General features: G+C 71.9%; 20 protein-coding genes. 7 read left to right on the forward strand and 13 right to left on the reverse strand.

Annotated elements, in window-relative coordinates; genetic code table 11:
* The first annotated feature begins 21 nt into the window (after positions 1-21).
* From WAB15_RS22380 to WAB15_RS22390, 3 genes are all read left to right on the forward strand, one after another.
* On the forward strand, positions 22-2,256 hold the full coding sequence (locus tag WAB15_RS22380; RefSeq protein WP_399145595.1) for a family 2 encapsulin nanocompartment cargo protein terpene cyclase: 2,235 nt from the start codon (positions 22-24) through the stop codon (positions 2,254-2,256).
* A 200-nt stretch (positions 2,257-2,456) separates the two neighbouring features.
* A complete protein-coding gene (locus WAB15_RS22385; protein WP_407287333.1) occupies positions 2,457-4,592 on the forward strand; it encodes a UvrD-helicase domain-containing protein in 2,136 nt (711 codons plus the stop codon).
* 38 nt (positions 4,593-4,630) lie between these two features.
* The gene (locus tag WAB15_RS22390; protein ID WP_407287334.1) at positions 4,631-5,500 is read left to right on the forward strand and encodes a chitin-binding protein; all 870 of its coding nucleotides are present in this window, start codon (positions 4,631-4,633) and stop codon (positions 5,498-5,500) included.
* A gap of 90 nt (positions 5,501-5,590) precedes the next feature.
* On the opposite strand, the gene WAB15_RS22395 is transcribed toward WAB15_RS22390, so the two are convergent.
* Entirely contained in the window at positions 5,591-6,082 is a 492-nt protein-coding gene (locus tag WAB15_RS22395) for a MarR family winged helix-turn-helix transcriptional regulator (protein ID WP_407287335.1), read from the reverse strand.
* Positions 6,083-6,143: 61 nt separating this feature from the next.
* Here WAB15_RS22395 and WAB15_RS22400 point away from each other — a divergent pair, with 61 nt between their 5' ends.
* A complete protein-coding gene (locus WAB15_RS22400) occupies positions 6,144-7,277 on the forward strand; it encodes a hypothetical protein (protein WP_407287336.1) in 1,134 nt (377 codons plus the stop codon).
* A 47-nt stretch (positions 7,278-7,324) separates the two neighbouring features.
* Here WAB15_RS22400 and WAB15_RS22405 read toward each other — a convergent pair whose 3' ends face one another.
* Positions 7,325-8,491, reverse strand: a complete 1,167-nt coding sequence (locus WAB15_RS22405) for an Lrp/AsnC family transcriptional regulator (RefSeq protein ID WP_407287337.1) — start codon at positions 8,489-8,491, stop codon at positions 7,325-7,327.
* 167 nt (positions 8,492-8,658) lie between these two features.
* Here WAB15_RS22405 and WAB15_RS22410 point away from each other — a divergent pair, with 167 nt between their 5' ends.
* The gene (locus tag WAB15_RS22410) at positions 8,659-10,149 is read left to right on the forward strand and encodes an MFS transporter (protein ID WP_407287338.1); all 1,491 of its coding nucleotides are present in this window, start codon (positions 8,659-8,661) and stop codon (positions 10,147-10,149) included.
* 467 nt (positions 10,150-10,616) lie between these two features.
* Positions 10,617-12,617: an ABC transporter ATP-binding protein gene (locus WAB15_RS22415; RefSeq protein ID WP_399151000.1), complete on the forward strand. Its 2,001-nt coding sequence runs from the start codon at positions 10,617-10,619 to the stop codon at positions 12,615-12,617.
* On the opposite strand, the gene WAB15_RS22420 is transcribed toward WAB15_RS22415, so the two are convergent.
* The 4 genes from WAB15_RS22420 to WAB15_RS22435 all read right to left on the reverse strand — a co-directional run bounded on the left by WAB15_RS22420 (position 12,577) and on the right by WAB15_RS22435 (position 18,390).
* Positions 12,577-15,345 carry a SpoIIE family protein phosphatase gene (locus tag WAB15_RS22420; RefSeq protein ID WP_407287339.1) on the reverse strand — a complete coding sequence of 923 codons (2,769 nt, stop codon included), beginning with the start codon at positions 15,343-15,345 and terminating at the stop codon, positions 12,577-12,579. The two genes, WAB15_RS22415 and WAB15_RS22420, sit on opposite strands and share 41 nt — an antisense overlap.
* Positions 15,346-15,611: 266 nt before the next feature.
* On the reverse strand, positions 15,612-16,910 hold the full coding sequence (locus tag WAB15_RS22425; RefSeq protein WP_407287340.1) for a mannosyltransferase family protein: 1,299 nt from the start codon (positions 16,908-16,910) through the stop codon (positions 15,612-15,614).
* Positions 16,911-17,498: 588 nt separating this feature from the next.
* Positions 17,499-17,996, reverse strand: a complete 498-nt coding sequence (locus WAB15_RS22430; protein ID WP_399151003.1) for a SigE family RNA polymerase sigma factor — start codon at positions 17,994-17,996, stop codon at positions 17,499-17,501.
* A 130-nt stretch (positions 17,997-18,126) separates the two neighbouring features.
* Entirely contained in the window at positions 18,127-18,390 is a 264-nt protein-coding gene (locus tag WAB15_RS22435) for a hypothetical protein (protein WP_407287341.1), read from the reverse strand.
* A gap of 354 nt (positions 18,391-18,744) precedes the next feature.
* On the opposite strand from WAB15_RS22435, the gene WAB15_RS22440 reads away from it, so the two are divergent.
* Complete coding sequence (locus tag WAB15_RS22440) at positions 18,745-20,784, forward strand: TerD family protein (protein WP_407287342.1); 2,040 nt, start codon at positions 18,745-18,747, stop codon at positions 20,782-20,784.
* A 392-nt stretch (positions 20,785-21,176) separates the two neighbouring features.
* On the opposite strand, the gene WAB15_RS22445 is transcribed toward WAB15_RS22440, so the two are convergent.
* From WAB15_RS22445 to WAB15_RS22475, 7 genes are all read right to left on the reverse strand, one after another.
* Positions 21,177-21,602 (reverse strand): PIN domain-containing protein, encoded by a 426-nt coding sequence (locus WAB15_RS22445; protein ID WP_399151006.1) that lies wholly within the window; start codon positions 21,600-21,602, stop codon positions 21,177-21,179.
* On the reverse strand, positions 21,599-21,877 hold the full coding sequence (locus WAB15_RS22450) for a CopG family transcriptional regulator (RefSeq protein WP_399151007.1): 279 nt from the start codon (positions 21,875-21,877) through the stop codon (positions 21,599-21,601). The genes WAB15_RS22445 and WAB15_RS22450 overlap by 4 nt, the downstream gene beginning before the upstream one ends.
* A 555-nt stretch (positions 21,878-22,432) precedes the next feature.
* Positions 22,433-23,065: a hypothetical protein gene (locus WAB15_RS22455; protein ID WP_407287343.1), complete on the reverse strand. Its 633-nt coding sequence runs from the start codon at positions 23,063-23,065 to the stop codon at positions 22,433-22,435.
* Positions 23,062-24,417 carry a hypothetical protein gene (locus tag WAB15_RS22460; protein ID WP_407287344.1) on the reverse strand — a complete coding sequence of 452 codons (1,356 nt, stop codon included), beginning with the start codon at positions 24,415-24,417 and terminating at the stop codon, positions 23,062-23,064. The genes WAB15_RS22455 and WAB15_RS22460 overlap by 4 nt, the downstream gene beginning before the upstream one ends.
* Positions 24,414-25,208 carry an ABC transporter ATP-binding protein gene (locus tag WAB15_RS22465; RefSeq protein WP_407287345.1) on the reverse strand — a complete coding sequence of 265 codons (795 nt, stop codon included), beginning with the start codon at positions 25,206-25,208 and terminating at the stop codon, positions 24,414-24,416. Before WAB15_RS22465 ends, WAB15_RS22460 begins: the two co-directional genes overlap by 4 nt.
* Positions 25,205-26,134 (reverse strand): zf-HC2 domain-containing protein, encoded by a 930-nt coding sequence (locus WAB15_RS22470; protein ID WP_407287346.1) that lies wholly within the window; start codon positions 26,132-26,134, stop codon positions 25,205-25,207. The genes WAB15_RS22465 and WAB15_RS22470 overlap by 4 nt, the downstream gene beginning before the upstream one ends.
* Positions 26,135-26,205: 71 nt before the next feature.
* Positions 26,206-26,778 (reverse strand): RNA polymerase sigma factor, encoded by a 573-nt coding sequence (locus WAB15_RS22475; RefSeq protein WP_407287347.1) that lies wholly within the window; start codon positions 26,776-26,778, stop codon positions 26,206-26,208.
* Positions 26,779-26,793: the final 15 nt, after the last annotated feature.

Below are 26,793 nucleotides of genomic sequence, written 5' to 3' on the forward strand. Positions count from 1 at the left end.
TATGGGGAGAGGCCAGCAACGGTGACACAGCCATTCGAACTGCCCAACTTCTATACGCCCTATCCGGCGCGGCTCAACCCGCATCTGGAAGCGGCGCGTACGCACTCCAAGAAGTGGGCCCGCGACATGGGGATGCTGGAGGGCTCGGGCATCTGGGAGGAGAAGGACCTCGACGCCCACGACTACGCCCTGCTGTGCGCGTACACCCACCCGGACTGTGACGCGGACGCGCTCTCGCTGGTCACCGACTGGTACGTCTGGGTCTTCTTCTTCGACGACCACTTCCTGGAGAAGTTCAAGCGGACGCTGGACCGGGAGGGCGGCAAGGAGTACCTCGACCGGCTGCCCGCCTTCATGCCGATGGACGACTCCGCGGCCGTGCCCGAGCCGGTCAACCCGGTCGAGGCGGGCCTGGCCGACCTGTGGGCGCGCACCGTGCCGCACATGTCGATGGACTGGCGCCGGCGGTTCGCCGAGAGCACCGAGCATCTGCTCAACGAATCGCTGTGGGAACTGTCCAACATCCACATCAACCGGGTGCCCAACCCCGTCGAGTACATCGAGATGCGCCGCAAGGTCGGTGGCGCCCCCTGGTCGGCGGGTCTGGTGGAGTACGCGACCGGCTCCGAGGTCCCGGCGGCCGTCGCCGGCTCCCGGCCGTTGCGGGTGCTCAAGGACACCTTCTCCGACGGTGTCCACCTGCGCAACGACCTGTTCTCCTACCAGCGGGAGACGGAGGACGAGGGCGAGCTGAGCAACGGCGTCCTGGTGCTGGAGACCTTCTTGGACTGCACCACCCAGGAGGCCGCCGACTCCGTCAACGACCTGATCACCTCGCGACTCCAGCAGTTCGAGAACACGGTGGTCGCGGAGCTGCCCGCACTGTTCCTGGAGAAGGGCCTGGACCCCAAGGCGTGTGCGGACGTGCTGGCGTACGCCAAGGGCCTGCAGGACTGGCAGTCCGGCGGCCATGAGTGGCACATGCGCTCCAGCCGCTATATGAACGGCGGCGGCGCGGCGGCCGACTCGGGAGCGCCCTGGTCGCCGTTCTCCGCCGGCGGCCTCGGCACCTCGGCGGCGGACCTCAAGACCGCGCTGACCACGGCGGCCGCGCACCGCCTGCGCAGCTCCACCCACGTCCCGCACCAAGAGGTCGGGCCGTCCCGCATCCCCGACATCCACATGCCCTTCACCGCCACCCTCAGCCCGCATCTGGAGGGCGCCCGCCGCCGGATCGTCGACTGGGCGCACCGGATGGGCATCCTCCAGCCGCAGCCCGGTGTGCCGCTCTCCGACGTCTGGGACGAGCCCGCGATCATCCGCTACGACCTGCCGCTGTGCGCGGCCGGCATCCACCCCGACGCCACGCCCGAGCAACTCGACCTGACCTCCGGCTGGTTGGCCTGGGGCACCTACGCGGACGACTACTACCCGCAGGTCTTCGGCCGCCCCCGCGACATCGCCGCCGCCAAGGTCTGCACCGAGCGGTTGTCGGCCTTCATGCCGCTCGACCTGGGCCCCACCCCGGAGCCGGTCAACGCCCTCGAACGCGGCCTGTCGGACCTGTGGACCCGTACCGCCGGGCCGATGACCCCGGAAGCCCGTGAGGCGTTCCGCGCGGCCGTCGACACGATGACCGCCAGCTGGCTCTGGGAGATCGACAACCAGGTCCAGAACCGCATCCCCGACCCGGTCGACTACATCGAGATGCGCCGCGCCACCTTCGGCTCCGACCTCACCATGGCCCTCAGCCGCATCGGGCACGGCCGGCAGGTCCCCCCGGAGATCTACCGCACCGGCACGCTGCGCTCACTGGAGAACTCCGCCGCCGACTTCGCCTGCCTGATGAACGACGTCTTCTCCTACCAGAAGGAGATCGAGTACGAGGGCGAGGTCCACAACGGCATCCTGGTCGTCCAGACCTTCTTCGACTGCGACTACCCGACCGCGCTGGCCATCGTCAACGACCTCATGACCTCCCGAATGCGCGAGTTCCAGCACGTCGCGGCCAAGGAACTGCCCGTCCTCTACGAGGACTTCAAGCTCTCCGCCGAAGCCCGCCAGGCGCTCGACGGCTATGTGCGCGAGCTGGAGAACTGGATGTCCGGCATCCTCGTCTGGCACCGGGACTGCCTGCGCTACACCGAGCCCGAGCTGCGCCATCCGCCGGGCTCCCCGGGCTGGCTGGGCACGCCGACGGGACTCGGCACGTCGGCGGCCCGGCTCTTCAAGGGCGCCCTCGCCGGCGTCGGTTAGGCCGCCGACCGCGTCGTCACGCCGGAGCCGCGGCCCGCCGGACCGGCCGGGCGCCAGGCCCTCGGGCCCGTAGGACCAGCGCCTACGGGCCCGCGCCATGCCCCCTGTGCTCCTCCCGTGCGCACTACCGCGTCATGTGCCACCGACCTATGGTTCATGACCCCCGCGGGTGCGGGGGGTCGGCGGCGAGGGGACGGGCGATGGCAGCAGCGGGTGCGGCGGGCGGCTCGGCGGGCGGTTCGGCCTCTCGGCGGGCGCAGGAAGCCCGCAGGCAGGAGCGCGTGTTACGCGAGCAGTGGCGGGCGGCCCGGCAGCAGGCCGAGCGCTGGGAGGCGGCGAGCGAGGGCGAGCAGCGGATCGCCGCGCAGCTGCTGATGCTGACCGAACGCGGCTGGCGGCTGCTGGTGGACCGGCGCTGGCCGGGCACCCGCGCGGCCAACGTGGACATGCTGCTGATCGGCCCCGGCGGCGTCTTCGTCATCGACGTCAAGAACTGGCGGGCCGCGCCCGAGCCGTCGTGCGGACGGCTGCTGGCCGGCGGATTCTCCCGCGACGAGCACCGGCGCAAGCTGCTCGCGGTCACCAAGGCGGCCGAGGTCGCGGTGGCGTCCCTGGGGATGTCCCCGGTGGCGGTGCGCCCGCTGATGGCCTTCGCCGGGCAGCGCGTCGACGCCGAGCTGGGCCGGGTACGGCTGCTGGGCGAGCACGAGATCGGCCCCGCACTGCTGTCGGAGCGCACCCGGCTGCCCGCGGCCTCGGTCCGCGCCCTGGCCGAGCATCTGGCGCGGGTCTTCCCCGAGTACGAGGACCCGGCCGACCACCGGCCCGCCCGCACCGCCGCCCGCCCGCCGACGACCGAGGCCGACGGCCTCTTCGACCTCGACGGGCTGCGCGAGGCCGCGCTGGACGAGGCGCGCCGGGCCCCCATCGAGCAGTGGATGAGCTTCCTGGACCCCGAGCAGCTCGCACTGGTACGCCGCAACTGGGCCGGCCCCGCGCGGATCAGCGGCCCGGCCGGCACCGGCAAGACGGTGGTGGGGCTGCACCGCGCGGCCCACCTCGCCCAGCGCACCGGCGGCCGCGTCCTGTACGCCACCTTCGCCAACAACCTGCCCCGTGTGCAGGCCACCTTCCTCAAGGCCATGGCCCCGGCGGTCGCCGACCGGATCGACTTCCGCAGCCTGCACTCCTGGGCACAGGAGTACCTCCACGACCGCGGCGTCCCCGTCCGCCTGCACAAGGACAAGGCCGAGACGGCCTTCAGCCTCGCCTGGAAACACGTCGGCCGGGACAGCTGCCTGGCCGAGATCGACCCGTTGCCCCGCTACTGGCGGGACGAGATCGACTACGTCATCAAGGGCCGCGGCATCACCTCCTTCGACGAGTACGCCGTGCTCGCCCGCCGTCGCCGCCGGGCCGCCCTGCGCCGCCCGCACCGGCAGGCCGTCTGGGCCCTGTACGAGGCGTACGAGGCCGAACGTGCCGAGCGCGCGGTGCACGACTTCAACGACGTCCTCTCCCTCGCGCTCGCGGAGGCGGCCGGCCGCAACCACCACTGCGGGTACACGGCCGTCGTCGTGGACGAGGTCCAGGACCTCACGCTCGTCGGGGTGCGCCTGCTGCACGCCCTGGTCGGCGACAGCTCCAACGGGCTGCTGCTTATCGGCGACGGGCAGCAGTCGGTCTACCCCGGCGGGTTCCGGCTCTCCGACGCCGGTATCGACATCCGCGGCGACCGGGGGCAGGTGCTGCGCGCCAACTACCGCAACAGCAAGGAGATCGTGGACACCGCGCTCTCCGTGGTCGCCGAGGATGCCTTCGAGGACCTCGACGGGCTGCGCACCCCGGGTCGCCGGGACGTGGACCTGACCTACCATCACGGCCAGGTGCAGCGCGCCGCACTGCCCACCGTGGCCGGCCACGACCAGGCGCTGCTGGCCGCCCTGCACGCCCTGACCCCGCAGGAGCGGGCCGACTCCGCCGTCCTGTGCTCCTCCAAGCGCGCCATCGAGCGCTACCTCCGCCTGCTGACCCGCGCGGGCATCGGGGTCTGCTCGCTGGAGCAGTACGACGGGAACCCGTCCGAAGGGGTGAAGCTCGGCAGCTACCGCCGCGCCAAGGGCCTCGAATTCAAGCGCGTCTACCTGCCCCGGTACGACGCCGTCCTACCGCCCGAGACCAAGCAGGGCAATGGGGGAGCGGGCAGCGAAACGGCCTACGAACGCGGGGAACTGGCCCGCAGTCAGCTCTTTGTGGCGATGACCAGGGCGCGGGATGTGCTGTGGCTGGGAAGCGTCACGGGGGCCGGGGGTGAATATCCGATTCGTGGTGAATAGTCTCATATGGTATGTGGAACCTTCCGGCCATGCGACATATGACTGCTTTGCTTGGCGCGGCGGCAATCACCGGGACGGCGCTCGCCGCGTTCGCCCCCGTCCGTGCGCAGGCCACCACCGGCACCATCACCTTCCACATGCGCCCGCACAACAAGCAGTACGAGATCCTCGACCCGGGTGACGACCACTGCTACGGCCTCGGGGACGGGGGTGGCGAGGTGGGCAACGAAACCGCCCTCGACCTCGTCCTGTGGTCCTCCCGCGACTGCACCGGGAAGGCGATGGCCGTGGTCCCGTCCGGCGAGTGGGCCCGCTTCACGCGGTACGGGAGCCTGCAGCTCGACCCGGACAGCGCCCCGGAGCCGGACCCGCGCGACGAGGACCCGTCCTACGAGGATCCGCGCGATTCCGGCGACCCGTCGGATGCTCCGGACCCGCGCGATTCCGGTGACCCTTCGGACTCCCCGGACCCGCGTGACTCCGATGCCCCGTCGGACGCCGCGGACCCGTCCCGCTCCCCGGACCCGCGCGACTCCGCGGCCCCGTCCGATCCCCGGGATCCGTTCCGTTCGCCGGACCCCCGCGACCCGGCGCATCCCTCGGGCACCCCGGCGCCCGCCAAGTCCCCGGACCCCGCGCGTTCCCCGGCTCCCGCCAAGACGCCGGCGCCCGCCAAGTCTCCGGCGAAGTCGCCGGCCCCGGCGAAGTCCCCGGCGGCCGCCAAGTCCCCGGATCCGTCCGGAGCTCAGGACCCCGTGAACTCCCCGGACCGGGGCGACTCCCCGGCGCCCGCGCGCTCGCCCGCGGCCGCCAAGTCCCCGGCCGCCAAGCCGACGCCCTCCAGTGCGCCGGCGAGTACCCGCCCCAGAGTGGCCGGCGGCCCCTCCGGTGACTCGCCCGCCGAATAAGGCGCGCGGTGTCGGCCTAGGGGGAGACACCCCGTAGGGGCCCGCCCGTCTCCCCGACCTCCGGCCCACGGAGGCCGGGGAGACGGGCTTTCAGCTCTGCACCTCGCGGACCCAGGCCGTCAGGCCGGCCAGGAAGCCGGCCCGTTCGCCGGGGGAGAGGCCGTCCAGTGCGCGCAGCAGCGGCTCGGTGCGCCGGGCGACGAAGGTTTCCAGCGGGGGGCGGTAGTCCTCGGACAGCGACACCAGGATCCGGCGGCGATTCGTCGGGTCCTCGGCGCGTTCCACGATCCCGGCCCGACTCAGGGCGCCGACCAGCTCGCTGGCGGTGGGCAGCGACACGTGCAGCCGCCGGGCGATCTCGCCGACGGTCAGCGGATCCCCGGCCAGCAGCTGCGGGAGCACCGCGCCGTGACGCGGCGTCAGTCCGTGTGTCTCCATGGCCTCGCGCAGGGGCGCCGGCATGAGGTCGCGCACCACCGAGCCGCGGAAGAACGGCTCCAGCAGCGGTACGAGGCTGGTGATCCGGAGCTCGTCGGGGGTCGGCATCCGGGGTGGCTTCCCGGCCTCGGGCATGTGCGGCATACTGCGAGTCTAGATGGTTTGGAAGTCCAAACTATTGGGACAACCGAAAGGTGGAGCCCGTATGTCGTCGCTCAGCTACCGCGATGCGCTCAACGACGCCCTGGAGCGGATGGACGACCTCGGATACGAGCGAGGGCAGGGAGTCGACCTCGCCAACCACGGCCCGATGGGCGCCGAGGCGCTCGCACGGCTCGGGCAGCAGGACGAGGTCGCCGCCTGGGTGCGGCGCTACCGGCGCGCGATGGAGCACCACGAGCCGCCCGCCGCGCGCTTCCCCCTGGATCCCTCCGACGAGTCCTCCTGGCGCCCCGCACTCGGCGCCTCCGACCGGGCCGGTGACTGGGAGCGCCTCTTCGTGCGCGAACTGGCCGAGGCGCACTGGCGCGAGGTCCTCGTGCGCTGGTGGCCCCGGCTGATCCCGGGCCTGTTCGCCGGGCTGACCCACGGCCTGATCCGCACCGCCCACGCGGTACGCGGCCTGCACGCCGCCGCCGACAAGCCGACCCGGCTCCAACTCGACGAGCTGGCACGAGGGTTGGCGTACTGGGCGGCCCGCTACACCGCGCTTCCCGGTAGGCCCCGGCTGCACGGGCGCCGCAGCCTGCCGGCCGCGATCGCCGCGCTGCCCCGCGTGCCGCAGGACGGCGGACCGCGGCCCGGCACCGCGCGCCGGCGCCTGGACGCTCTCTGCGAACTCCCCGGCTATCAGGAGTCGTTGGAGTGGCTGGCGCCGGAAGGGGCGGCCGCGCTGCTGAGCGAGATGACCACACAGTTCGCCGATGTCTACCTCGGCCACCCCGAGGTGTACCCGGTTCCGCTGATCCACGGTGTCACCGCGCCGGCCGCCGTACGCCTGGTGCTGCCGCATCTGCCGCCCGCCCTGCACGAGCCGACGCTGGAGCGGCTGTGGCAGGTGCAGACGGCGTTCCTGCTGGCCTTCACCGTCGACCGGCGGGACGAGGGCACCGAGGCGTGGCGCGGGGAGGTCGGGGACCTGCCCCCGATGGGCGAACTCGGCGCCCGGGCCGCCGAACACGGCGACGAGCACGTCATCAAGTTCACCGAGGCCTGCCTGCGGGAGTACGCCCTGCGGCCCGACCCGCGCTACCCGGCCGCCGCGTTCGCGGCGCAGCTGCGCATACCGCGGCTGGACGCGGGCGGCGGGGTCGGCGGGGTGCGGACGGGCACGCCGTAGGGCGGACCCGGAGGTGGTGCGGGGGGCGGGAGACGGCGTCGGGCGGCTCAGCCCCGGCGGCCGGGGGCCGTCCGTGGGCGCCGCGCACGCGGTGCCGGGGCGGTCGTCGCGGGCGGACGTACGGGAGCCGGGGAAGCGAGCGGGCCCGCCCCCTTGAGGGTGCGCAGGACGGGCGCGGTCTCCAGGGCGCGGATCGCGGTGCGGTTGGCGAGGCGGTGGGTGAGGTAGTGGTGCAGGGCCGCGGGCCCGGGGCACAGGGCGTGCGCGACCAGGTTCGTGGGGCCGGTGGTGGCGGCGACGAAGGCCAGCTCGTCGTGCCGGGCGAGGTCGGTGGCGACCTGGTCGAGGTGGGTGGGGGCCACGGTCATCCAGAGCAGGGCCTGTGTGGTGGCCCCGTACAGCGCGTCGTCGACCTCTACGTCGAAGAAGAGTGTGCCGGACGCCCGCAGGGTGGTGAGGCGGCGCGCCACGGTGGCCGGTGACCAGCCGGTGGCCGCGGCCAGTTCGGCCTGGCCGGTCCGGCCGTCCCGCTGGAGCGCGGACAGCAGGCGGTCGTCGCCGTCGGACAACTCGGCTACGGGAGTGGGGGGTTGGGCGCCACCACGGCAGTCCCGGTTGTTCCGATCATCCCGGCTGTCACGACCGTCCCGGCCGGTGCTTCCCTCGTCGTCCGCCCCTGCGCGGGGCGCCAGTTGGCGCTGCCGGGCCTCGTCCAGGACGTTGGCGCGGCCGCGCCAGGCGGTGGGGCCGCCGAGGTAGGTGTGGAGCAGGTAGTGGGCGGAGACCGCGGTGATGCCGGCGGTGCGCGGGATGTCGTGCAGCAGCAGTGAGTGCCCGGCGGCATCGGCCGGGGTGAGCACGACCGCGATGATCTCGGTGCCGCCGGAGGCGAGCTTCACCCAGGAGGTGTCCGCGCGCCGGGCCAGCGCGTGGGCGAGGTCCTGGGCGCTGTGCGGGGCGGCGGTGAGCCGTACCAGCCACTGCGCCCGGCCCGCGCGGTGCGGATCGGCGAGCCCGACGACCCGCAGCCCGGCCGCCGCGCGCAGCCGCCGGTAGCGGCGGGCCACGGTCTGGGTCGACACCCCGAGCACCGCGGCGATCCGGCTGAACGGCGCCCGCCCGTCGAGGTGCAGCGCGTGGACCAGCCCGCGGTCGACGTCGTCGAGCCGCACGGCCGCCTCTTCGTGGGCCCGCTCGATGGACAGATCCTTCACCAGTCCGGCTCCGATGGAAAAGATCGGCGATCTCCGCGCCGCAGATGGAATCCCACGGTACGCGCCCGCAGGCTCTCCCGTGCGCTCCGCCGCAACCGGCCGCACGGGCGGAAACCGCCGTACGCCCGCACCGCCACATCCATCGCACCCGCTGAACGGAGGCCCCCATGCCCGCTCGACGGCGCTGGGCCGCCCTGGTGATCCTGCTGATCGCCGAGGCCATGAATCTGCTCGACTCCACGATCATGACGGTCACCGCCCCGGTGATCCATGCCGACCTCGGGGGGCCCGCCTCCGCCATCCCCTGGTTCAGCGCCGCCTACACGCTGCCGTTCGCGGTGCTGCTGATCACCGGTGGCCGGCTGGGGGACATCGCCGGGCGCAAGCGGGTGTTCCGGATCGGGGTCGCCGGGTTCGTGGCCGCCTCGGTGGCCTGTGCGCTGGCCGCCTCGCCGGCGCTGCTGATCACCGCGCGGGCCGCCCAGGGCGCCGCGGCGGCGCTCGTCATCCCGCAGACCATCGGTCTGATCCGGAGCATGTTCGACGGCGACGAACTGGCCAGGGCCATGGGCGGCATCGGCCCGGTCATGGGCCTGGCCGCGGTCTGCGGACCGGTACTCGCGGGCGTCGTGACGCACGCCGATCTGCTCGGCTCGTCCTGGCGGGCGGTGTTCTTCGTCAACGTCCCGCTCGGCCTGGGGGTGCTCGCCGCGTCGCCCCTCCTGCGGGAGGACCGCTCCGCGCGACGTCCGCGCCTCGACCTCGTGGGCACCGCGCTGGCGGTCCTCGGCATGGGCCTGACCGTCCACCCGTTCATCGACGGCGGCGGGGCCTGGGGATCGCCGCGGCCCTGGGCCGTGCCGGCCGCCGGTCTCGCCGTCCTGGCGGTCTTCGGCGCCCACCAGCGCCACCGCGGCGCGCGGGGCCGCAGCGCGCTGGTCGAGACCGGGCTCTTCCGGGACCGTGGTTTCCCGGCCGCGCTGGCCGCCTCCGTGCTCTTCTTCGCGGTGATCAACGGGCTGATGATGGTGATCGTGCTGCAGCTCCAACTCGGGCCGCACACCGATGTCCGGTCCGCCGGCCTCACCCTGCTGCCGTGGTCGTGCGCGATGGCGGTCTCCTCCTGGATCGCGGGCGCCCGCCTCGTACCCCGCTACGGCTCGCGGGTGATGTTCGCCGGGTTGGCCGCGCTGCTCGTGGGCGCCCTGGCCGCCGTCGCGGTCTACGCGGCCGGTCCGGCGACGTCCTACCCGTGGCCGCTGCCGGCCGCGCTGGCCGCCTGCGGCCTGGGGCAGGGGCTGTTCGCCGTCGCGTTCTTCACCACCGCCCTGCACCGGGTCCGCCCGCACGAGACGGGCTCGGCGGCCGGGTTGCTCAACGCCGCCCAGCAACTCGGCGGCACGCTCGGCGTCGCGCTGCTCGGCGCGGTCTTCTTCCACGCCGTCGGCGTATCCGTCACCGCCACCATCACCACCACCGGCACATCGGTCGCGGATGCCGCGCTGCACGGCGCCCGGAACGCCTTCTGCGCCGCCGTGACGGCGCTCGCCGCCACCGGTGTCGCCGCGGTGCTGATGCACCGGCCTCGTCGCGGCCCGGCACCGGCGGAGTGCCCCGACCGGACCGTCAAGTCCCGTGCCGGCTACGGAGGGTCATAGATGCCTGGTGGGGGTGGGTTCGCTCAAACGCGACGCCGCATTCGGAGCGTCACCCGCAGGTACTTTGGGTGGTAATGAAAAGAATTTCGGCTTATGTCTGAAATTTCACGCATTTTTCCTTGTTGGTGGCAGGTTGGCGTCGTAGCTTGGGAGTTGACGGAGTTGAAAAACGGCTCGTCAGCAAAGAACCAACCGAGGAGGAAGCATGAGCTTCCGGAACGTCTTCCCACGTAGGCGCGACAGGTGCGACTGGGACGACCACGGCAGGGGCCGCGGCCGTCGGCGGAACCGCCGCAGGCACGGTCGCAGGCTCCGTAGGCGCCGTTACTTCGGCTACTACGACTAAGTCAAAGCTCTGAGCTCGAGGCTGGCTCGCGTGACACGCGGGTCCGCCTCGTGTGTGTAGGGGCAACCCCGCGGCACCCCAGCCTCGGCCCTCCCGAGCAGCCCGAGACGACGTAGCGACCATGCATCTGCGCAGCTCCCGCCGGCGAACGGCACCCGATGAGGCACCGACGCCGCCGTCCCAACAAGGCACCGGAACACCGCCCGTTGGCCAGGGCCAAGGCCTCGGGCGCGGCCTGTGGGCGGCACAGGCGGACCCCACGATCCACACCAGGCGCGTCGGCCTGAAGGAATCGATCCGCCGCTTCTGGCCGCTGACCAAAGGCGACCGCCGCTGGATCTTCCTGGTCTGCCTGGCCGCCATCGGCGCCGCGGCCACCGAGACCGTAGCGATCCTGGTCTTCGCCCAACTCACCGACAACGCCCTGCAGAAGGGCTCGGTCAGCGCCTTCTGGCAGCCCGCCGGCGTATGGCTCGGCGTCGCCGTCATCGGCGCGGTGGTGGGCTACCTCGGCAACTCGCTCGCGGCCTGGACCGCCGAGCGTTTCGTGATGCGCCTACGGGCCAGGGTCTTCGGCCATCTGCAGAAGCTGCCGCCGCACTTCTTCCAGCGCAACCGCCGCGGCGACCTCCTGGAGCGGATGACGGGCGATGTCGACGCCATCGAGGAACTCGTGGTCTCCGGCCTCGTCCAGGCCGTCGCGGCCCTGTTCGGCATCGTCTTCTACGCCGGCGCCGCCCTCTGGCTGCGCTGGGACCTGGCACTGGCCACGTTCCTGCTGGCCCCGGTGTTCTGGTACGCCACCCAGCGTTTCACCAGCCGGGTGAAGGAGATCTCCCGCCGGGAGCGCGCCGCCGACGGCGCCATCACCTCGGTCGTCGAAGAGGGCCTGGTGAACGTCGTGATGACCCAGGCCTACAACCGGCAGCACGACGAGGAGCAGCGCCTCCAGCGGCGGGCGGACACCTGGTTCCGGGCCGCGGTGAGCAGCGCCCGCCTCAACGGGCTCTACGACCAGATCGTGGAACTGCTCGAAACCCTCTGCGTGCTGGCGATCATCGGCCTCGGGGCGTGGGAGATCTCCGCGGGCCGGATGAGCCTCGGACAGCTGCTGGCCTTCGCCGCCTTCGTCGGCTACCTCTACCCACCGATCCGCTCCCTGGGCCAGCTCGGCCTGACCGCCACCGAGGCGACCGCCGGCTCCGAGCGCCTGCTGGAGATCCTCGACGCCCGCCCCGCCGTCAGCGACCCGCCGCCGTCCCTGGTCGCCCCGCCGCGCTTCGACCGCGCCATCGGGGAGGTGGAGGCGCGAGAGGTCGACTTCCGCTACCCGGGAGGCTCCGAGGACGTCCTGAAGGACTTCTCCTTCACCGCGGTCCCCGGCGAACTGCTGGTCATCACCGGACCGAGCGGCGCGGGCAAGTCGACCCTGGCGGCGCTGCTGCTGCGGTTCTACGACCCGGACACCGGCAGCATCCGGCTGGACGACGTGCCCGTGAACCAGATGCCGCTGGCCCAGCTCCGCCGCAACATCACGCTGCTGCCGCAGGACACGCTCGTCCTGCACGACACCGTGGAGGAGAACATCGCCTGCGGGCTCGTCCACACCCACGCCTCCCACGACGAGGTCGTACGCGCCGCCCGCGAGGCCGACGCCCACGGCTTCATCAGCGCCCTCCCGGACGGCTACGACACCGTCATCGCCCCCGGTACCGCCCGTCTCTCCGGCGGCCAGATGCAGCGCGTCGCGATCGCCCGCGCCATACTGCGCGACGCCCCGGTGCTCGTCCTCGACGAGCCCACCACCGGCCTGGACGTGCTGGCCACCCAGCGCATCCTCGGCCCGCTGCGGCGCCTCGCCGAGGGCCGCACCGCGATCGTGATCAGCCACGACCTGGACCTCGCAGTGGAAGCCGACCGCATCCTCGTCCTGGACGGCGGCCGGCTGGTGGAGTCGGGCACCCACCCCGAACTCCTGGACCGGCAAGGCCTGTACGACACGCTCTTCCACGCGCATCCCCCCGCCCGCACCCACAACGGTGCCCCGAGCCGCGCCGCCGGCCGATCGAGGACCGGACCGGTCAGAGAAGGGGCCGGTCAAGGGCCTGCTCGGCCCAGATGATCTTGCCGCCGGGGGTGTAGCGGGTGCCCCAGCGCTGGGCGAGCTGGGCGACGAGGAACAGACCGCGGCCCCCTTCGTCCTCCGCGGCGGCGTAGCGCAGGTGCGGGGCGGTGCTGCTGGTGTCGGAGACCTCGCAGATCAGCGTGGAGTCGAGCAGCAGGCGCACCCGGATCGGGCCGGTGGCGTGCCGGATGGCGTTGGTGATCAGCTCGCTGACGATGAGCTCGGTGGTGAAGGCCGCCTCCGCCAGGCCCCACTGCGTCAGCTGCCGGGTGATCTCCGCGCGCGCGTCGGCCACCGCCGCCGGGTCGGAGGGGACCTCCCGGTCCGCGATCCGCTCGGGAGCCAGCCGGCGGGTGCGCGCGACGAGCAGGGCGATGTCGTCGCGCTGGCGGTCCGGCAGCAGGGCGCTCAGCACGGCCTCGCAGGTCTCGTGCGGCGTCCGGCCCGGCTGCGCCAGCGCCGTGGCCAGCAGTTGCAACCCGGTGTCGATGTCCCGCTTGCGGTCCTCGACGAGGCCGTCGGTGTACAGCACGAGGCTGCTGCCCTCGGGCAGCGGCAGATCCGTCGACTCGAAGGGCAGCACGCCGAGGCCGAGCGGCGGGCCCGCGGGCAGCTCGGGGAACTCCACGGTGCCGTCGGGATGCACCAGCGCCGGCAGGAGGTGGCCGGCGCGGGACATGCTGCACACACCGGAGGAGGGGTCGTAGATCGCGTAGAGGCAGGTGGCACCCGCGACCATGGCGTCCTCGTTCGCCGCGGCCGTCTCCTGGTCGATCCGGCTGATCAACTCGTCCAGGTGGCTGAGCAGGTCGTCCGGCGGCAGGTCGAGGGTGGAGAAGTTCTGCACCGCGGTGCGCAGCCGGCCCATTGTGGCGGCCGCGTGCAGGCCGTGACCGACCACGTCGCCGACGACCAGCGCGACCCGGGTGCCCGGCAGCGGGATGACGTCGAACCAGTCGCCGCCCACCCCGGTCTGCGCGGGCAGATAGCGGTGGGCGATGTCGAGGGCGTTCTGCTCGGGCAGACCGCGGGGAAGCAGGCTGTGCTGGAGCGTGACGGCCAGGGCGTGCTCGCGGGTGAAGCGCCGGGCGTTGTCGATGCACACCGCCGCACGGGCCGCCATCTCCTCGGCCAGCGACAGCTCGCTCTCCTCGAAGGGGGTGCTCTCCCGGATGCGCCAGAAGTTGGCCACCCCCATGAGGACCCCGCGCGCCTGGAGCGGCACGGTGATCAGCGACTGGCACCCGTGGCTGAGCACCAGCTGGAAGCGCTCGGGGTCCTGGTCGCGCCAGTGGTCGGCGACCTGCAGGTCCGGTACGAGCACGGACTCCCCGGTCACGAAGACCATGGCCATCGGAGTGGTCCCGGCGAAGCTGTGGAGCTCGCCCGCCTGGTAGAGCGGGTGGTCGTCGCGGATGCCGGCGAGCGCCACCCGGCGCAGCTCCGGCGCCTCCTGATACGCCCCCTGCGGCGGCTCCTCGCCGCTGAGCACGGGCTCGGCGAGGTCGACGGTGACGTAGTCGGCGAACCGCCCCACGGCGACCTGGGTCAGCTCCTCGGCGGTGCGCCGCACATCGAGGGTGGTGCCGATCGCCACGCTCGCGTCGTAGAGCAGCCGCAGCCGGCTCTGGGCGGCCTCGGCCTTTCCCGCGAGGGCGAGCAGCTCGGTGGAGTCCCGCAGCGTGGCCACGCTGCCGGGCGGGCCCCCGCGGCGGTCGGTGGGCCGGTTGTTCACCGCCAGCAGCCGGTCCCCGACCTGGAGCACCTCGTCGGTGGCCGCGCGCCGGGACCCCAGCAGCTCGGCCACCTGGGGGGAGAGCCCCAGCTCGTCGACGGGGCGCCCCTCCGCGTCGGACGCCAGGTCGAGCAGCCGGCGCGCCTCGTCGTTCGCCAGCAGGACGCACCCGTCCGCGTCGACGATGATCACGCCCTCGCGCACGGCGTGCAGCACCGCGTCGTGGTGCTCGTACATGCGGGTCATCTCCGCCGGTCCGAGCCCATGGGTCTGGCGCTGCAACCGCCGGCTCACCAACGCGGTACCCGCCGTGGCCAGGCCGAGCGCCGCCGCCCCGGTGCCGAGGACGACCGGCAGCTGCCGGTCGATCGCGCTGCTCACACGGCTGACCCGCATACCGGCGGACACCAGGGCCACGATCTTGCCGCGCGCGTCCCTGACCGGCACCACCGCCTGCACCTCGTGGCCGAGCGGGCCGTGGACGCTCTCCAGCGTGACCTTGCCGTTGAGCGAGGGCTTGATGGTGCCGACGAAACGCTTCCCGATCAGCTCCGGCTTGGGGTGCGTGTAGCGGATGCCGTCCCGGTTCATGATGACGATGAAGTCGAGCCCGCCCCGTTTGCGGGCGGACTCCGTCCGCGGCTGGAGCACCGCCGACGGGTCCTTACCGCCCAGCGTCTCCACCAGGCCGGGGCTGTGCGCGAAGGCCTCGGCCGCCGCCAGCGAACGATCGCGCGCCCCCTGGAACCGGTCGCTGCGGGCCTGCACCAGCAGCGTGATCACCGCGGCCACGACGAGCAGCAGCACGATCAGGACCTGCAGAAGGAACAGCTGACCGGCGACGCTGTGGACACTCGCCAGCGGCCGCGGGCGCCGCCCCGGCGATCCCGGCGAGGCGGCGCTCCGCGCACGCCGACTGCGGCCCGGGCGCCGACCGGTGAACCAGCGCCCCGAAGGCAGCCACGGGAAGCGGCCGGATTTTCGGGCCATGTCCCATATGTACCGCTCGTTTGGCACCTCCGACACACACCACGCCGGGGTATCGGATGACTGTACGACGGGAGCGGGTGGCGCTGGGCCGCCCGGCCCTGTCCAGGACCGGCCCGGGGCCGTTCGGGATCGGCTGCGGGGTCGGACGTGTGTCACATGCACGTAGATGGTCGCCGGTCGACCTCGAACGGCCGCCGAGGGCGGTGGCGACGTCGCCGTGGGCGGGCCGGCGGGCGGCGCCCGGGGTCGCCGGCCCGCGGCGTGGGTCAGCCGGCCCAGTGGCCGGTCATGAAGGTGACGGCGAGGACCGTCATGAGGGGGGCCGCGAGGCAGGCGTAGGCCGTGGTGACGCGGGGGTTGCGCCCGCTCCACGCGGCGATCATGACCCATAGCGGCCACCACAGGAGGGTGGCGCGGGGGATGGACATGTACCAGTAGGAGGTGCCGAGCGCCCACAGGCTGAGACCGATGTAGACGGCCTCCGGCCAGCGTCGTCGGTACAGGAGCAGCCCGGTCAGGAGGAGGCCCAGGAACATGGCGAGGATCTCCGCCTGGAACTCGACGGCGTAGCCGGTGGTCTGGGTGCGACCGAAAGCGGCGTTCCAGGTGTGCTGCAGGGCGTCCCACGGGGTGTGGAAGTCGCGGTGCCAGCCGCGCTCCTGCGCGCGCTTCCACGCCATCCAGTCGCCGGTGTGCAGCTTCAGGTACCAGCTGTGGAGCAGCGGCGGAAGCGCGGGCAGCGCGAGCCAGGGCAGCGCCCGCCACTGGGGGCGGGGGCGGGCGGTGGTGAGCCAGTGGACGGCGAGGGCCGCGGCGAGGAAGAGGCCGCTGACGCGGACGGTGGTGGCCAGGCACGCCAGGACGCCCGCGAGGGGCCAGTTGTGTCGCTGGGCGGCGTACCAGGCCGGCAGCGCCAGGGCGAGGAAGAGCGCCTCGGTGTAGCCGGCGGCGAGGAACACCGCACAGGGCGAGAGCAGGAGGAACAGCACGGCGCGTCGGCCCGCGTTCACGTTGCGCAGGGCGTGCCGGGCGACACGGGCGAGGGCCAGCACGGCGACGGCCCCGGCGACGAATGAGATCAGCAGGCCGGCCGCCGTCCAGTCCGGGACGACGGCGTGCACGACGCGCAGCGTGAGGGGGAATCCGGGGAAGAACGCCTCCCTGTTGTCCCACCCCGGCACCCAGGGGCCACCCCCTCCGGGGAAGTAGCCGTCCTGCGCTATGTGCTGGTAGTGCCACCAGTCCCACTGCTGCCACGGCGCGAGAACCGCGAGCGGGAAGCGGGTGGCGCCCTGCTGGGGAAAGAGCCAGCGAACGCAGTAGGCGGTGCCCCACAGCCCGACCCGGGTCACCAGATACAGCCACAGCACCTCACGGTCGTCCCGGGCGAGACGGTGCCGGAGGCGCCTGGCCGCGGCCGGGTAGGACGCCCTCAGGGCGGGGCCGCGGGCCGTACGGGTGAAGCCACCGGCCGCCCGTATGGATTCGCTCGACGCGCCGGGAGACGTACGGGTACGGGGAGACGCACGGGTGCCGGGACGGCGACCCGGAGCGAACGTGGGCATAGCGGTATCTCCTGGACAGGTGTGGGGTGTGCAGGATCGCCTCGCGACGAACTTCACGAACTTCACCAGCTGCACGGACTACGCGGTCTGCGCGGCTGAGGCGGTGCACCGAGGGCTGACGGAACAGACCGTCAGCGGGACGGCGGCCCGGTCTGTGTCGCGGTGGCCGAGGCGCCCGGAGGCTCCGTGGTGGGGGCCCCCGTCCCACTCGGTTCCTGCGTGCGGACCGGGGCCCTCGGCGGGCCGGTACGGGACGCGTCCGGCGGCCCGGGTGGCTGCGACGGAGGCGCCGTGGTCTCCAAGGACGAGGGCGGCGGGGTAGCCGGTGTCGTACGGGGCGAGTGCGATGGCGACGATGGCGACGGCGATGTGGCCGGCACCGTGCCACTGGGGCCCCGGCCCGACAGCGCCGCCACCGCGACACCGGTGCCCGCGACGGCGAGAGCGGCCGCGACGGCCATCGTGGCGATCAGGTTGCGATGGGCCCGCTGTCCGCGCCGTGTGATGGCGGAGACGGGTGCGGCCTGGGCGCGGTCCTGCCCGGCCGCGGCGGCCTGCTGGAACAAGGAACGCAGGGGATCGTGCGGTTCAGTCACCCGGGGCCTCCTCGATGCGCGGGTCCTGCAGGCGGTGCGCGAGCGCGGCCCGGCCCCGGGACAGATGGGTCTTGACGGAACTGGCGGACAGCCCGGTCTCGTCGGCGATCTGCTCGACGGCGAGATCGCAGACGTAGTGCAGGGCCAGCGTGCGGCGCTGCTGCGCGGGCAACCCCCGCAACGCCTCCACCAGCGCCACCGACTCCGGGCCCGGACCCTCGTCCGGGGGCGGCGCGCCACTGCGCTGCCAGGCCACCGCCGAACGGCTCACCCTGCGCCAACGGCTCACCGCCAACCGCCAGGCCACCGTACGGATCCACGCCTCGGGCGCCCCGTCGCGGTCGAGCTGCCGCAGCCGGCCCCAGCCCTTGACGAACGCTTCCTGCACCACGTCCTGCGCCTCGTGCAGATCGCCGAGCATCACGTACAACTGCCCCGTCAGCCGGGTGACCGTTTGCGCATAGAACTCTTCGAACTCTTCGACGGTCACCCACCAGCTCCTGGATCTCTTCGGTCTCAGTGGGCATACGCCCACCGACCCCCATCCGGTCGACACGAGCTGGCGTGATGCGCGTCACGTCTTCGTCTTCGATGTGGCCGCGCCCCGCCACCAGGAGCGATCAGCCGCGCTCCCGGGGACGCTCCACGCCGTCCACGCACCCGGCCCACTCCCAGCGCCCCCCGGCCGTGTACAAGACGGCCTCCCCCAGATAGGCGCCCAGGCCACGGACGAGGAGATCGGTATTGCCCCCCTGCTCCAGGTAGGCGATCGCCGCAGTCTCCAGGACGGGCAGCGTGCCGGGGCTGTAGTCGTCCGCGAAGCCCTCAGGGAGGGCGAGCACCCCCAGCTTGGACAGCTCGATGCCGATCTCATCCAGCCACACACCAAGAAACCCACCGGCCCCGGGGAACTGGTCGCCTCCGACCACCTGGCCACCTCCGCGGTTGCCGCGCTTTCGTAAGGGCCGCCCAGGGTACGCCGCCGTATCGATCCCGCCGTGCTCAAGTGCCAAGAGCGCCCAACGGGTTGGGGTACGCGCCGAGCGCGGCATGCGCGTCTCTCTGCCCACGCTCCTGTCGGCCGCCACCGAAGCAGGCCGGATGTTTTCCGGACACCCCCCGCGGCCTGGCGTGTGGGAACTACAGTCTTTGGCTGTGCCGTACGTCACATAACGGCGCTGGGTGGGCTGTCTGGGTGGGGCAGCCAAGTGCCCGAGTTGCGAGATCTGGGGGGCTCCATGCATGACATGGCCAAGGGCTCGAACGTCGCGCTGACGGCCCTGAGTGAGAATGCCGGTTCGGTGATCCTCAGTCTGAGCTGGGTCAGTCCGACCGGTGAAGGCGATGCGGATGTGTCCGTCCTGCTGCTGGGCGCGAACGGCAAGGTACGCAGCGACAGCGACTTCTACTTTTACAACAACCCGGTTGCCGCTGACGGGAGTGTGCAACTGCTGGGCAAGACGCCGACGCAGAGCGGTGACGAGGACAGGATCGGCTTCGACCTGACGGCTGTCCCGTCCGACATCGACCGGATCGTCGTGGCAGCGAGCCGCTATGAGGGGGCCGGCTTCGGGGAACTGGAAGACCTGAAGGTGACGCTGGCCGATGGGGGCGGCGAGAGCCTCCTCAGGTTCGCCATCGATGACGCAGGAACGGTGAGCGCGATCATCTTCGGCGAGCTGTATCGGCGCGGGGGAGAGTGGAAATTCCGTGCCGTCGGACAGGGTTACGACGCCGGACTGGCCGGACTGGCGACGGACTTCGGCGTCGACATCGAGGACGACGCGGGCGCGGAAGAAGCGCTGAATGGCGCATTGAGCAACGAGCAAGCCGATACGGCGGTTCAGGTTTCGGCCGTTGAGCGGGAATCGCAGGCCTCGCCAGGCTCGGTTCCGTCTCCCCGCCCGCCTTGCGACGAGGTGGGGCCGAAGAAGGCGGCACGGCCTCGCACAGCGAAGAAGAAGGTCACCGTGCCCAAGGTGGCCAGGAAGTCTCTGGCGGAGAATGAGTCCTGGAAGCAGGCCAGGCTCTTTCCGGTTTCGGTGCTCAAGAGCGACCGGGACCGGGAGATGCGCGCTACGTCGGTACTGCTGTCGGTGATGGCGCAAGTGCCGGAGTTCGGCCGGAGACTCACGGCGGCGTTCGGAGCACCGGCAGGCCGCATGGAGACGTTCACCGAGGTCTCCCTGCCGCACGGTGATACGCCGCGACGCCCTGACGGAGTGATCCGCGTCGAGCGGGCCGGCAAACTATGGACCGCGCTGGTGGAAACCAAGACCAACGGCAATGACCTCAAGCCCGACCAGGTGCAGGCGTATATGGACATCGCCGCACGCCGTGGATACGAGGCTGTGATCACACTGTCGAACGATGTCGCGCTGGAAGGCAGCCCGCTCGTCGACGTCAAGATCGATGGACGGCGCAAGCACAAGGTGGCCCTTTGGCACCTCTCCTGGGCCGAAGTCACGCACCAGGCACAGATGCTGATCCGGCACGAGGGCGTCGGAGACAAGGCGCATGCCTGGCTGCTCCAGGAATTGCTGTACTACCTACGGCATGAGAACTCCGGCTGCCACGGCTTCCAGAACATGGGGTCGGCCTGGGTCCCGGTACGCAACGGGATCGATGACGAAACTCTGTGCCAGGGCGACTCGCGCGCTCTGGACGTGGTCGAGAGCTGGGAGCGGCTCGTCCGTCAGATCTGCCTCAGCCTCGGTGGCGAACTGGGACAGAAGATACTGCCCGTCCAGCGCGCCAAGCGTGGAACCGATCCGAAAGCACGCCGTAGCCTCCTGGCCGATCAGCTGTGCCGCGACGGCAGACTTCAGGCAGAGCTGCGCATCGAGGGCGCACCGGGGATCCTGGCGATTAGCGCCGACCTGCGCACCACCAAGCTCCGCACCTCCATCGAGATCCCCGCACCCGAGCAGGGCTACCCGCTGACTTGGGCGAAACGCCTTATCCGCCGACTGGCCGAGGCACCGGCGGACCTGCACATCGAAACATTGGTCGAAGGAGAGGCCGGGGGGCCGCGGGGCACGCTGGAACGGCTCCGCCCGGAGCCTGCGGACATACTCCCCAAGATCAACGAAAGCCGGATCACCGGCTTCCGCCTGTCGCTGTTCAAAGGCATGGGAAGTGGCCGGGGCAACGCCGAATCCGGCTTCATCCGCAGCGTCGACGACGCCGTGCATCGCTTCTACACCAGTGTGGTTGTCCACCTGGATCGTCCAACGCCCCGGCGAGCATCACCGAAGGAACTTGCCGTATCCGAATGACACCCGGCCGTGGCCAGTGACACGCGAGCATCTCGCACCCACGACTGCCCACAGGGCGCGTAGCAAGAGGCCACGCGGCTGCAAACCGGCTGCGCGCCCTGAACAGGGATTTCCCGACGTAGCGGGGAGGCCCGGTCCTGCTGGGCGCCGGCGACGCAGCGGCTGACTGCTCGGTGGTTGGCCTCTGTGGCAGTGCGGCCTTCGCGTCATCCTGCGATGTCTTCGGGTCCGAGACGAGGATCACGAGGGTTGCCCCCAACACGCTTTCATGTTCGTCCGGTGGTTCTGGAGTGCTCGGATCCGTCCTGACCTGCGGCGGTGTGGGGCTGGGGGCAGGTGACGGACAGTGCTGGCCGGGGGTGAATGAGACCAGAACCGAGACCAGAGCGCAGTCATACCCGCTTGACGACGATGGTGTCCGGGACGAGCTTATCCAGGTCGTCCACGTCCGAGGTGAAGACGGTGACCTGCCCTTTCTGCTGTCGCGCGATGACGGCGAGCATGGCGTCGATCGCGTACTTGTGGCCGTGGAGCTTGGCATCGGCCAGGAGCCGACGGGCCTGCCGGGCCTCGTCCTTCCCGATGTCGGCGACTCTGAGTCGCGAGAGTACCCAGTCCCAGCGCTGCTCGGTGGTTCTGCCGTCGTACGCCTCGACCAACGTCATCGGAGACGTCACCACGTCGGCTTCACCCCGGGCCGCAAGGTCCAGCCAGGCGATCATCTTGCGATCGCCGCGCACGGCGAGGGACAGGGCCTCGCAGTCGAGTACGAAGACGCGTAGTGGACGCTGCCCGTACTCACCGGCCCGCTTCTTCACGCGGCCTCTCCGGCGTTGTGCTTTCCGGCCGCGTGGCGGCGCTCGTGCTCGGCGTCGAGATCTTCCAGTTCCGCGAGTGCCGCCGCGCGCTCGTCCTCGGTGACCGAGCCGTGTTCCTCCTGCAGCCAGTCGACGAGCTCCAGCAGCCGGTCCCGGTCGCGCTTGAATCGCAGTGCCTCGGCAACATACGCCGAAAGTCCCCGCTCAGCCGCCTCGGCACGGATCTCGTCCAGGAGATCCTCGGGGATCGTCACCGTCACCTTCTTGGTTGCCATACAAGAGACCATACTCTTGGTATAAGGGCCCCTACCAGAGGGCTGCTGCGATCTATAAGACCCAGGGTGCCAGTGGTCAATCCGTGAGCTCTTCCCGCACATGATTGCCGGGTCATGCCGCTTCACTCGGTCATCTCGTGCCGTTCACTCATACCGGCGCATGCATGGGCGGATGCGGATGGCTGTCCTTCGTGGCGGCGAGCCTCCTCGACACTCTCGCGGCCGACTTCCGCAAGTAGGGGATTGATGACGGCTACTCGCCCACCCGCAACGAGTCGGACATCCGAGCGGCCGACGAGGTGGACCCTTTGTTGCGGGAGCGCATCAACAAACGGCCCGCCCTCTGGGCTGCCGTGCGCCATGGAACGGGCTGGTGGGACGGATTTTCGTCCCACCGTGCAGAACAACCAGATCTGCAACCACGTCCCGTCGCGCTCGGCGGTCTCGCGGTGTATGCGATCTGCGCCACCCTGAGCCGTGAGATGACGCGAGGATCGAATGGGGCGGCTGCCCCGTGCTCTGCGTCTCGACCCGGCCGCTGGTGCGCAGGCGGGGTCAGTCGTGGGGGCTCTCCGGCCACGGCCCCCGCAGGACATAGAGCGCTCCGCCCACGATGAAGGCGCCGGCTGCGACTGCCCATGCGGCGGGCTGCGGCCCCGGTTGCACGGGCCAGGCCCAGATCGTGGCGGCTCGGCCGGGGACGCCGTCGCCTGCCAAGGACACCGCGCCGAGATACGCGACCGTCGGCAGCCAGCTCAGCCGGGGGCCGATCACTGTGGCGGCCGCCGCAGTGATCCCCACCGCCCCTGCGAGGTTGCGGACCATCGCGGGGGCACCGAACTCCCGCGTGTGCCCCGGCGCGGCGAGCGCCAGCGTGCCGGCGGCGAGGGTGGTCAGCGCCAGCAGGTGGGCCAGCCGCCGGGGCCGCGCGGGGCGCGCGGCAGTCCGGTCCAGCTCCGCGGAGCGCTGACGCAGGCTGGTGCCGATCGCCACGGCGGCGAGCATCGGCGCGAGTACCACCAGCGGCACGCGCTGGAACGGGTCGGTGGAGGCGTTCAGCTGGTGCGCGCAGACGGCGGCCAGGAGCGCGGTGCCGAGGAGCGTGGCCACGGTGAGCGGCAGGGCACGCGAGCGGCAGTAGAGGACGAGTCCGTACGTCGAGGGGTAGGCGGCTGTTCTGGGCCTCATAGGGTGGGCACCCCGCTCACGTCGCAGCGGCCGGCGGTCGCGAAGTAGCGGCCGAGCCAGGCGCGCCGCTGGCCGTCGCGCATGGCCGTGAGGTGGGACAGCGCCCGTGCGCCGGCTTTGGCGTCGGCGGTTGCCGTCGCGTTGCCCCACTGGCGGGCATTCTCCTCCGCGGTCTGCCGTCTGCGCTCACTGAGGCTGTTGGAGGCCAGCCAGTCCCGTACAGCGTCGTCGGTCCTCTGGGTCGGGAAAGTGTCGCAATCGCGCGACGTCAGCGCTGCCGCGGCCTCCCACGCGAACTGCTCCGGTTCGGCCAGCGCGCCGCGTACGACGCTCTGACCGAGGTAGAGCGTGGGCAACTCCACCTCGCCGCTGCGGGAGGCACGGTGCAGGTCCTCGAAACGGGTGGGGGCGTTCGGCACTCCGTCGAGCCGGCTGGTGATTCCCGACAGGGCACGCGAGACCGCCGGCAACAGGCCGCGGTTCAACGCGTTGACGCACACGCGCGGAGACGAGTCGTTACACACCTGCGCCTTCCCGGCGGGAGCCAGGTGCCACATGTCCTCGCCCGTCCGCACGAGGGGCACGGCCGCGGCGGCCGCGATGGCCAGGGCCGGCAGCGCGGCGTACCAGTGACGGCGGGCGGCGTACGCGAGGACTGCTGCAGTGGCGAGACCGGCCGTCCACGCTGCCATCGCCAACGGCTGCCACCAGACCGGCAGTGCGTCGCCGCCGTGGGTCGCGGCCGGGCTGAGGAAGCGGAGCGCTGACTTCTGGTGGGTGGGCAGGGCGAGTGCCACGTATGCGAAGCCGGCGAGGGCCGGCGCGGCCAATCGCCACCGCACGAGCCGTCCGACGACCATTCCACCCATCGTCATCGCGGCCAGGAACGTCGCGTCCGCTGCCGGCAGGGAGGCGTGCGGCCGGCCGGACGAGACGTACGGCCAGGTGGCCGTCAGTGCCCCGGCCGCGGCGAGTACGTATCCGGCGAGAACGCCGAGTACCACCGGCGCCGCCGACACCAGGAACTGCGCGAGCGGGCCCCTGGTGCCGCAGACCCGCAGCTCCGTCGTGCGTGACCGGTGCTCCCGGCCGCCCTGCCAACACCCGGCGGCTGCGGCCAGGGGGCCGCCGAGCAGTACGGCTGCGGTATGCAGTTGCAGCTGCGTGTGGCCCCAACTTCCTTGCCAATAAGCTGCCTTGGCTGCCAGTGGCAGAGCGAGAGTGAGGAACGCCGCGAGCGCGGCCCAACGGGCAGGGCCGCTGCGCACCTCGGCGTACAGCGGGTGGTGAGTGCGGCGCTCCGGCTGCGGGGTGCCGGCGACGGACGGCTGGGAAAGGGTCGGCGTGCTCATCGGTGTGCTCCTGCGGTGATTACCGCCTCGGCGCGGTGGCCGCGCAGGGCTGCCGTGTAGCCGCGCTCCATGGCGTTGCCGCCGATTGCCGCGCCGTCCACACTCTCGCCGAGCTCGGCGAGTGAGGCGGGCGTACCGCGATAGGCCACCTGTCCGGATTCGACGAGGGTCACCTCGGTGCACGCCACGGCCACGTCCTCCACCAGATGGGTGGAGACGACAACCGTGCTTTCGCCGCCCAACTCCTGGAGTAGTGAGCGGAATTCGACCCGCTGTTCAGGATCCAGTCCGGCGGTCGGTTCGTCGAGCAGCAGCACGGCCGGATCGTTGACGATGGCCTGCGCGATACCGACCCGCCGCACCATGCCGCCCGACAGCATCTTCACCTTGGCATCGATGCGGTCCGTGAGTCCGACCCGCGCGACGGCACGCTCGACCGCCGCCCCGGCCTCGGCGCCCGGCATCTCCTTCAGCCAGGCCACGTACGCGACGAACTCCCGCACGGTGAAACCGGGGTAATACCCGAAGTCCTGTGGCAGGTAGCCGAGTCTGCGCCGGGCGGCCGCCAGCTCTCGGTGGCCGGACAGGTTGTGACCCAGCAGTTCCACGCGTCCGCCGTCAGGGCGGGCGACCGTGGCCAGTACCCGGATCAGGGAGGTCTTGCCGGCGCCGTTCGGGCCGAGCAACCCGTGCACTCCGGGGCTGAAGTCGAGGTCGATGCCGTCAAGGGCGACGGTCCTGCGGTGCCGGACGCTCAGTCCGGTGATGCTTATGGTGGCCGTGGTGGTCACGGATTCTCCAGACGGTCGAAACGCAGGCCCCGGCCGGAGCCCGGGCTGAAGTCGAAGGAATGGCGGCGCAGGGCGAGCACACCCGCGCAGAGCGCGGCGGCCACGGCCCAACCACCTTGCACAGAGACCCCAGAGAGGTACTGCGCCAGCTGCTCGGCGAGCGCGGTCACCGGGAGAGTCCTGCCGTCGCCGCCACTGTCTCCCCCGCCGTCGCCGGACACCGAGAACACGGGCAGCAGTACTGCGAACGTCCAGCCCGCGGCGACGATCCCAGTGGCGGTCCGGCACCCGACGTACGAGCCGAGCGCGAGAGCTCCCAGCACCAGCGCCAGCGCCGGCAACAGCCAGGCCGCGGCGCCGGGTATCCCCGGGGGGCCCGGCAAGAAGGCGCCCACTGCGGTGAGCAACGGCAGGCTCACCCCGAGGACAGCGGCGGTCCTGGTAAGCAGAAGACGCAGGCCGCCGGACGGCGTCGTGGCGCTGATCTCGTACATCGGATCGGCATGCGGCCCGTACGAGAGCGCGACGCCGGCGAGCGGCAGCACGGGGGCGAAGGCGAGCAGCAGGGGACGCGCGCCGTCGAACCCGGCTCCGTAGGCCAGTCCTGCGGCTGCGGCACACACCAGCAGCAGCGCGACGACCCACGGTCCCCGCAGTGCCGGCCCGGCGGCCCAGAGCGCGCGGCCGAGTCGACGGTTGGGGGAGGGAGAGGGGTGGTGGGCGGCGCCCGCGGCCTCGTGCGCCTCCGCCTCCGCAATCGCGAGTAGCACCGATCCCCGGATCTCTGCCAGTACCGCCGTCGCGACCCCCGTCGCGCCGACCGCCCTCGACACCGTGGTCGCGCACGGGGTGCATGCCTCCAGGTGCCTCTCCAGGGACCACGTGGCGGACTCGGGGAGGGACCCGTCCGCGTAGCGCGCGCTCATCGCCGCGTCCACATGCCATGTCGAGGCGGCGGCATCCCGCCCCCTCCCACCCGGGTGTTCGTCTTTCCACGTCATGCGAGGTCTCCCAACGGCATGCCACCATCGGACAACTGGGACAAGAGGGTGCGGAGTTCGCGGCGGGCCCGCATCGCCCGGGTCTTCACCGTGCCCTCGGGTATCCCGAGCAGCAGCGCGGCTTCGCGTGTGGTGAGTCCGTCGACGACGGTGGCGCGCAACACCTCGCGCAGCTCCGGGGAGATCCGGTCGAGGGCGGTGCCCACTTCCCCGTACTCAAGCCCGGCCAGGACCCGGTCCTCGGCGGACGGCGCAGCCGTCGCCGGCTCGTACTCGACCCGCTCGGCCCGTGCCTGCGCTCGCTGCGCGTCCACCAGCCGCCGCGCCGCGATCACCCACAGCCAGCCGCCGGACTCACCGCCCCGGTAGGTACCGGCGGACCGCCACACGGTGACAAAAGTGTCCTGAAGGACCTCGCGCACGGTCTCCGGATCCCCGCACCGCCGTGTCAGCCGCGCGTGCAGCCAACCGGCGTGCCGGTCGTAGAGCGTGGCCAGCGCAGCCTGATTCCCCCGGGTCACGGCACGCAGCAGCACCGCGTCGTCATCCCGGTCTCGGTCTGCCCCCATGGGGCGGAACAGTCT

It is taken from the genome of Streptomyces sirii (genome assembly GCF_045690365.1).
In the GTDB taxonomy this organism is placed as follows: Bacteria; Actinomycetota; Actinomycetes; order Streptomycetales; family Streptomycetaceae; genus Streptomyces; species Streptomyces sirii.

Excerpts from the sequence above, each read along its gene's own strand:
- WAB15_RS22385 (WP_407287333.1), top strand. The coding sequence starts at position 2,457 with ATGGCAGCAGCGGGTGCGGCGGGCGGCTCGGCGGGCGGTTCGGCCTCT.
- WAB15_RS22390 (WP_407287334.1), top strand. The coding sequence starts at position 4,631 with ATGACTGCTTTGCTTGGCGCGGCGGCAATCACCGGGACGGCGCTCGCC.
- WAB15_RS22395 (WP_407287335.1), bottom strand. The coding sequence starts at position 6,082 with ATGCCGCACATGCCCGAGGCCGGGAAGCCACCCCGGATGCCGACCCCC.
- WAB15_RS22400 (WP_407287336.1), top strand. The coding sequence starts at position 6,144 with ATGTCGTCGCTCAGCTACCGCGATGCGCTCAACGACGCCCTGGAGCGG.
- WAB15_RS22410 (WP_407287338.1), top strand. The coding sequence starts at position 8,659 with ATGCCCGCTCGACGGCGCTGGGCCGCCCTGGTGATCCTGCTGATCGCC.
- WAB15_RS22415 (WP_399151000.1), top strand. The coding sequence starts at position 10,617 with ATGCATCTGCGCAGCTCCCGCCGGCGAACGGCACCCGATGAGGCACCG.
- WAB15_RS22420 (WP_407287339.1), bottom strand. The coding sequence starts at position 15,345 with ATGGCCCGAAAATCCGGCCGCTTCCCGTGGCTGCCTTCGGGGCGCTGG.
- WAB15_RS22425 (WP_407287340.1), bottom strand. The coding sequence starts at position 16,910 with ATGCCCACGTTCGCTCCGGGTCGCCGTCCCGGCACCCGTGCGTCTCCC.
- WAB15_RS22440 (WP_407287342.1), top strand. The coding sequence starts at position 18,745 with ATGCATGACATGGCCAAGGGCTCGAACGTCGCGCTGACGGCCCTGAGT.
- WAB15_RS22450 (WP_399151007.1), bottom strand. The coding sequence starts at position 21,877 with ATGGCAACCAAGAAGGTGACGGTGACGATCCCCGAGGATCTCCTGGAC.
- WAB15_RS22455 (WP_407287343.1), bottom strand. The coding sequence starts at position 23,065 with ATGAGGCCCAGAACAGCCGCCTACCCCTCGACGTACGGACTCGTCCTC.
- WAB15_RS22460 (WP_407287344.1), bottom strand. The coding sequence starts at position 24,417 with ATGAGCACGCCGACCCTTTCCCAGCCGTCCGTCGCCGGCACCCCGCAG.
- WAB15_RS22470 (WP_407287346.1), bottom strand. The coding sequence starts at position 26,134 with ATGAGCGCGCGCTACGCGGACGGGTCCCTCCCCGAGTCCGCCACGTGG.
- WAB15_RS22475 (WP_407287347.1), bottom strand. The coding sequence starts at position 26,778 with ATGGGGGCAGACCGAGACCGGGATGACGACGCGGTGCTGCTGCGTGCC.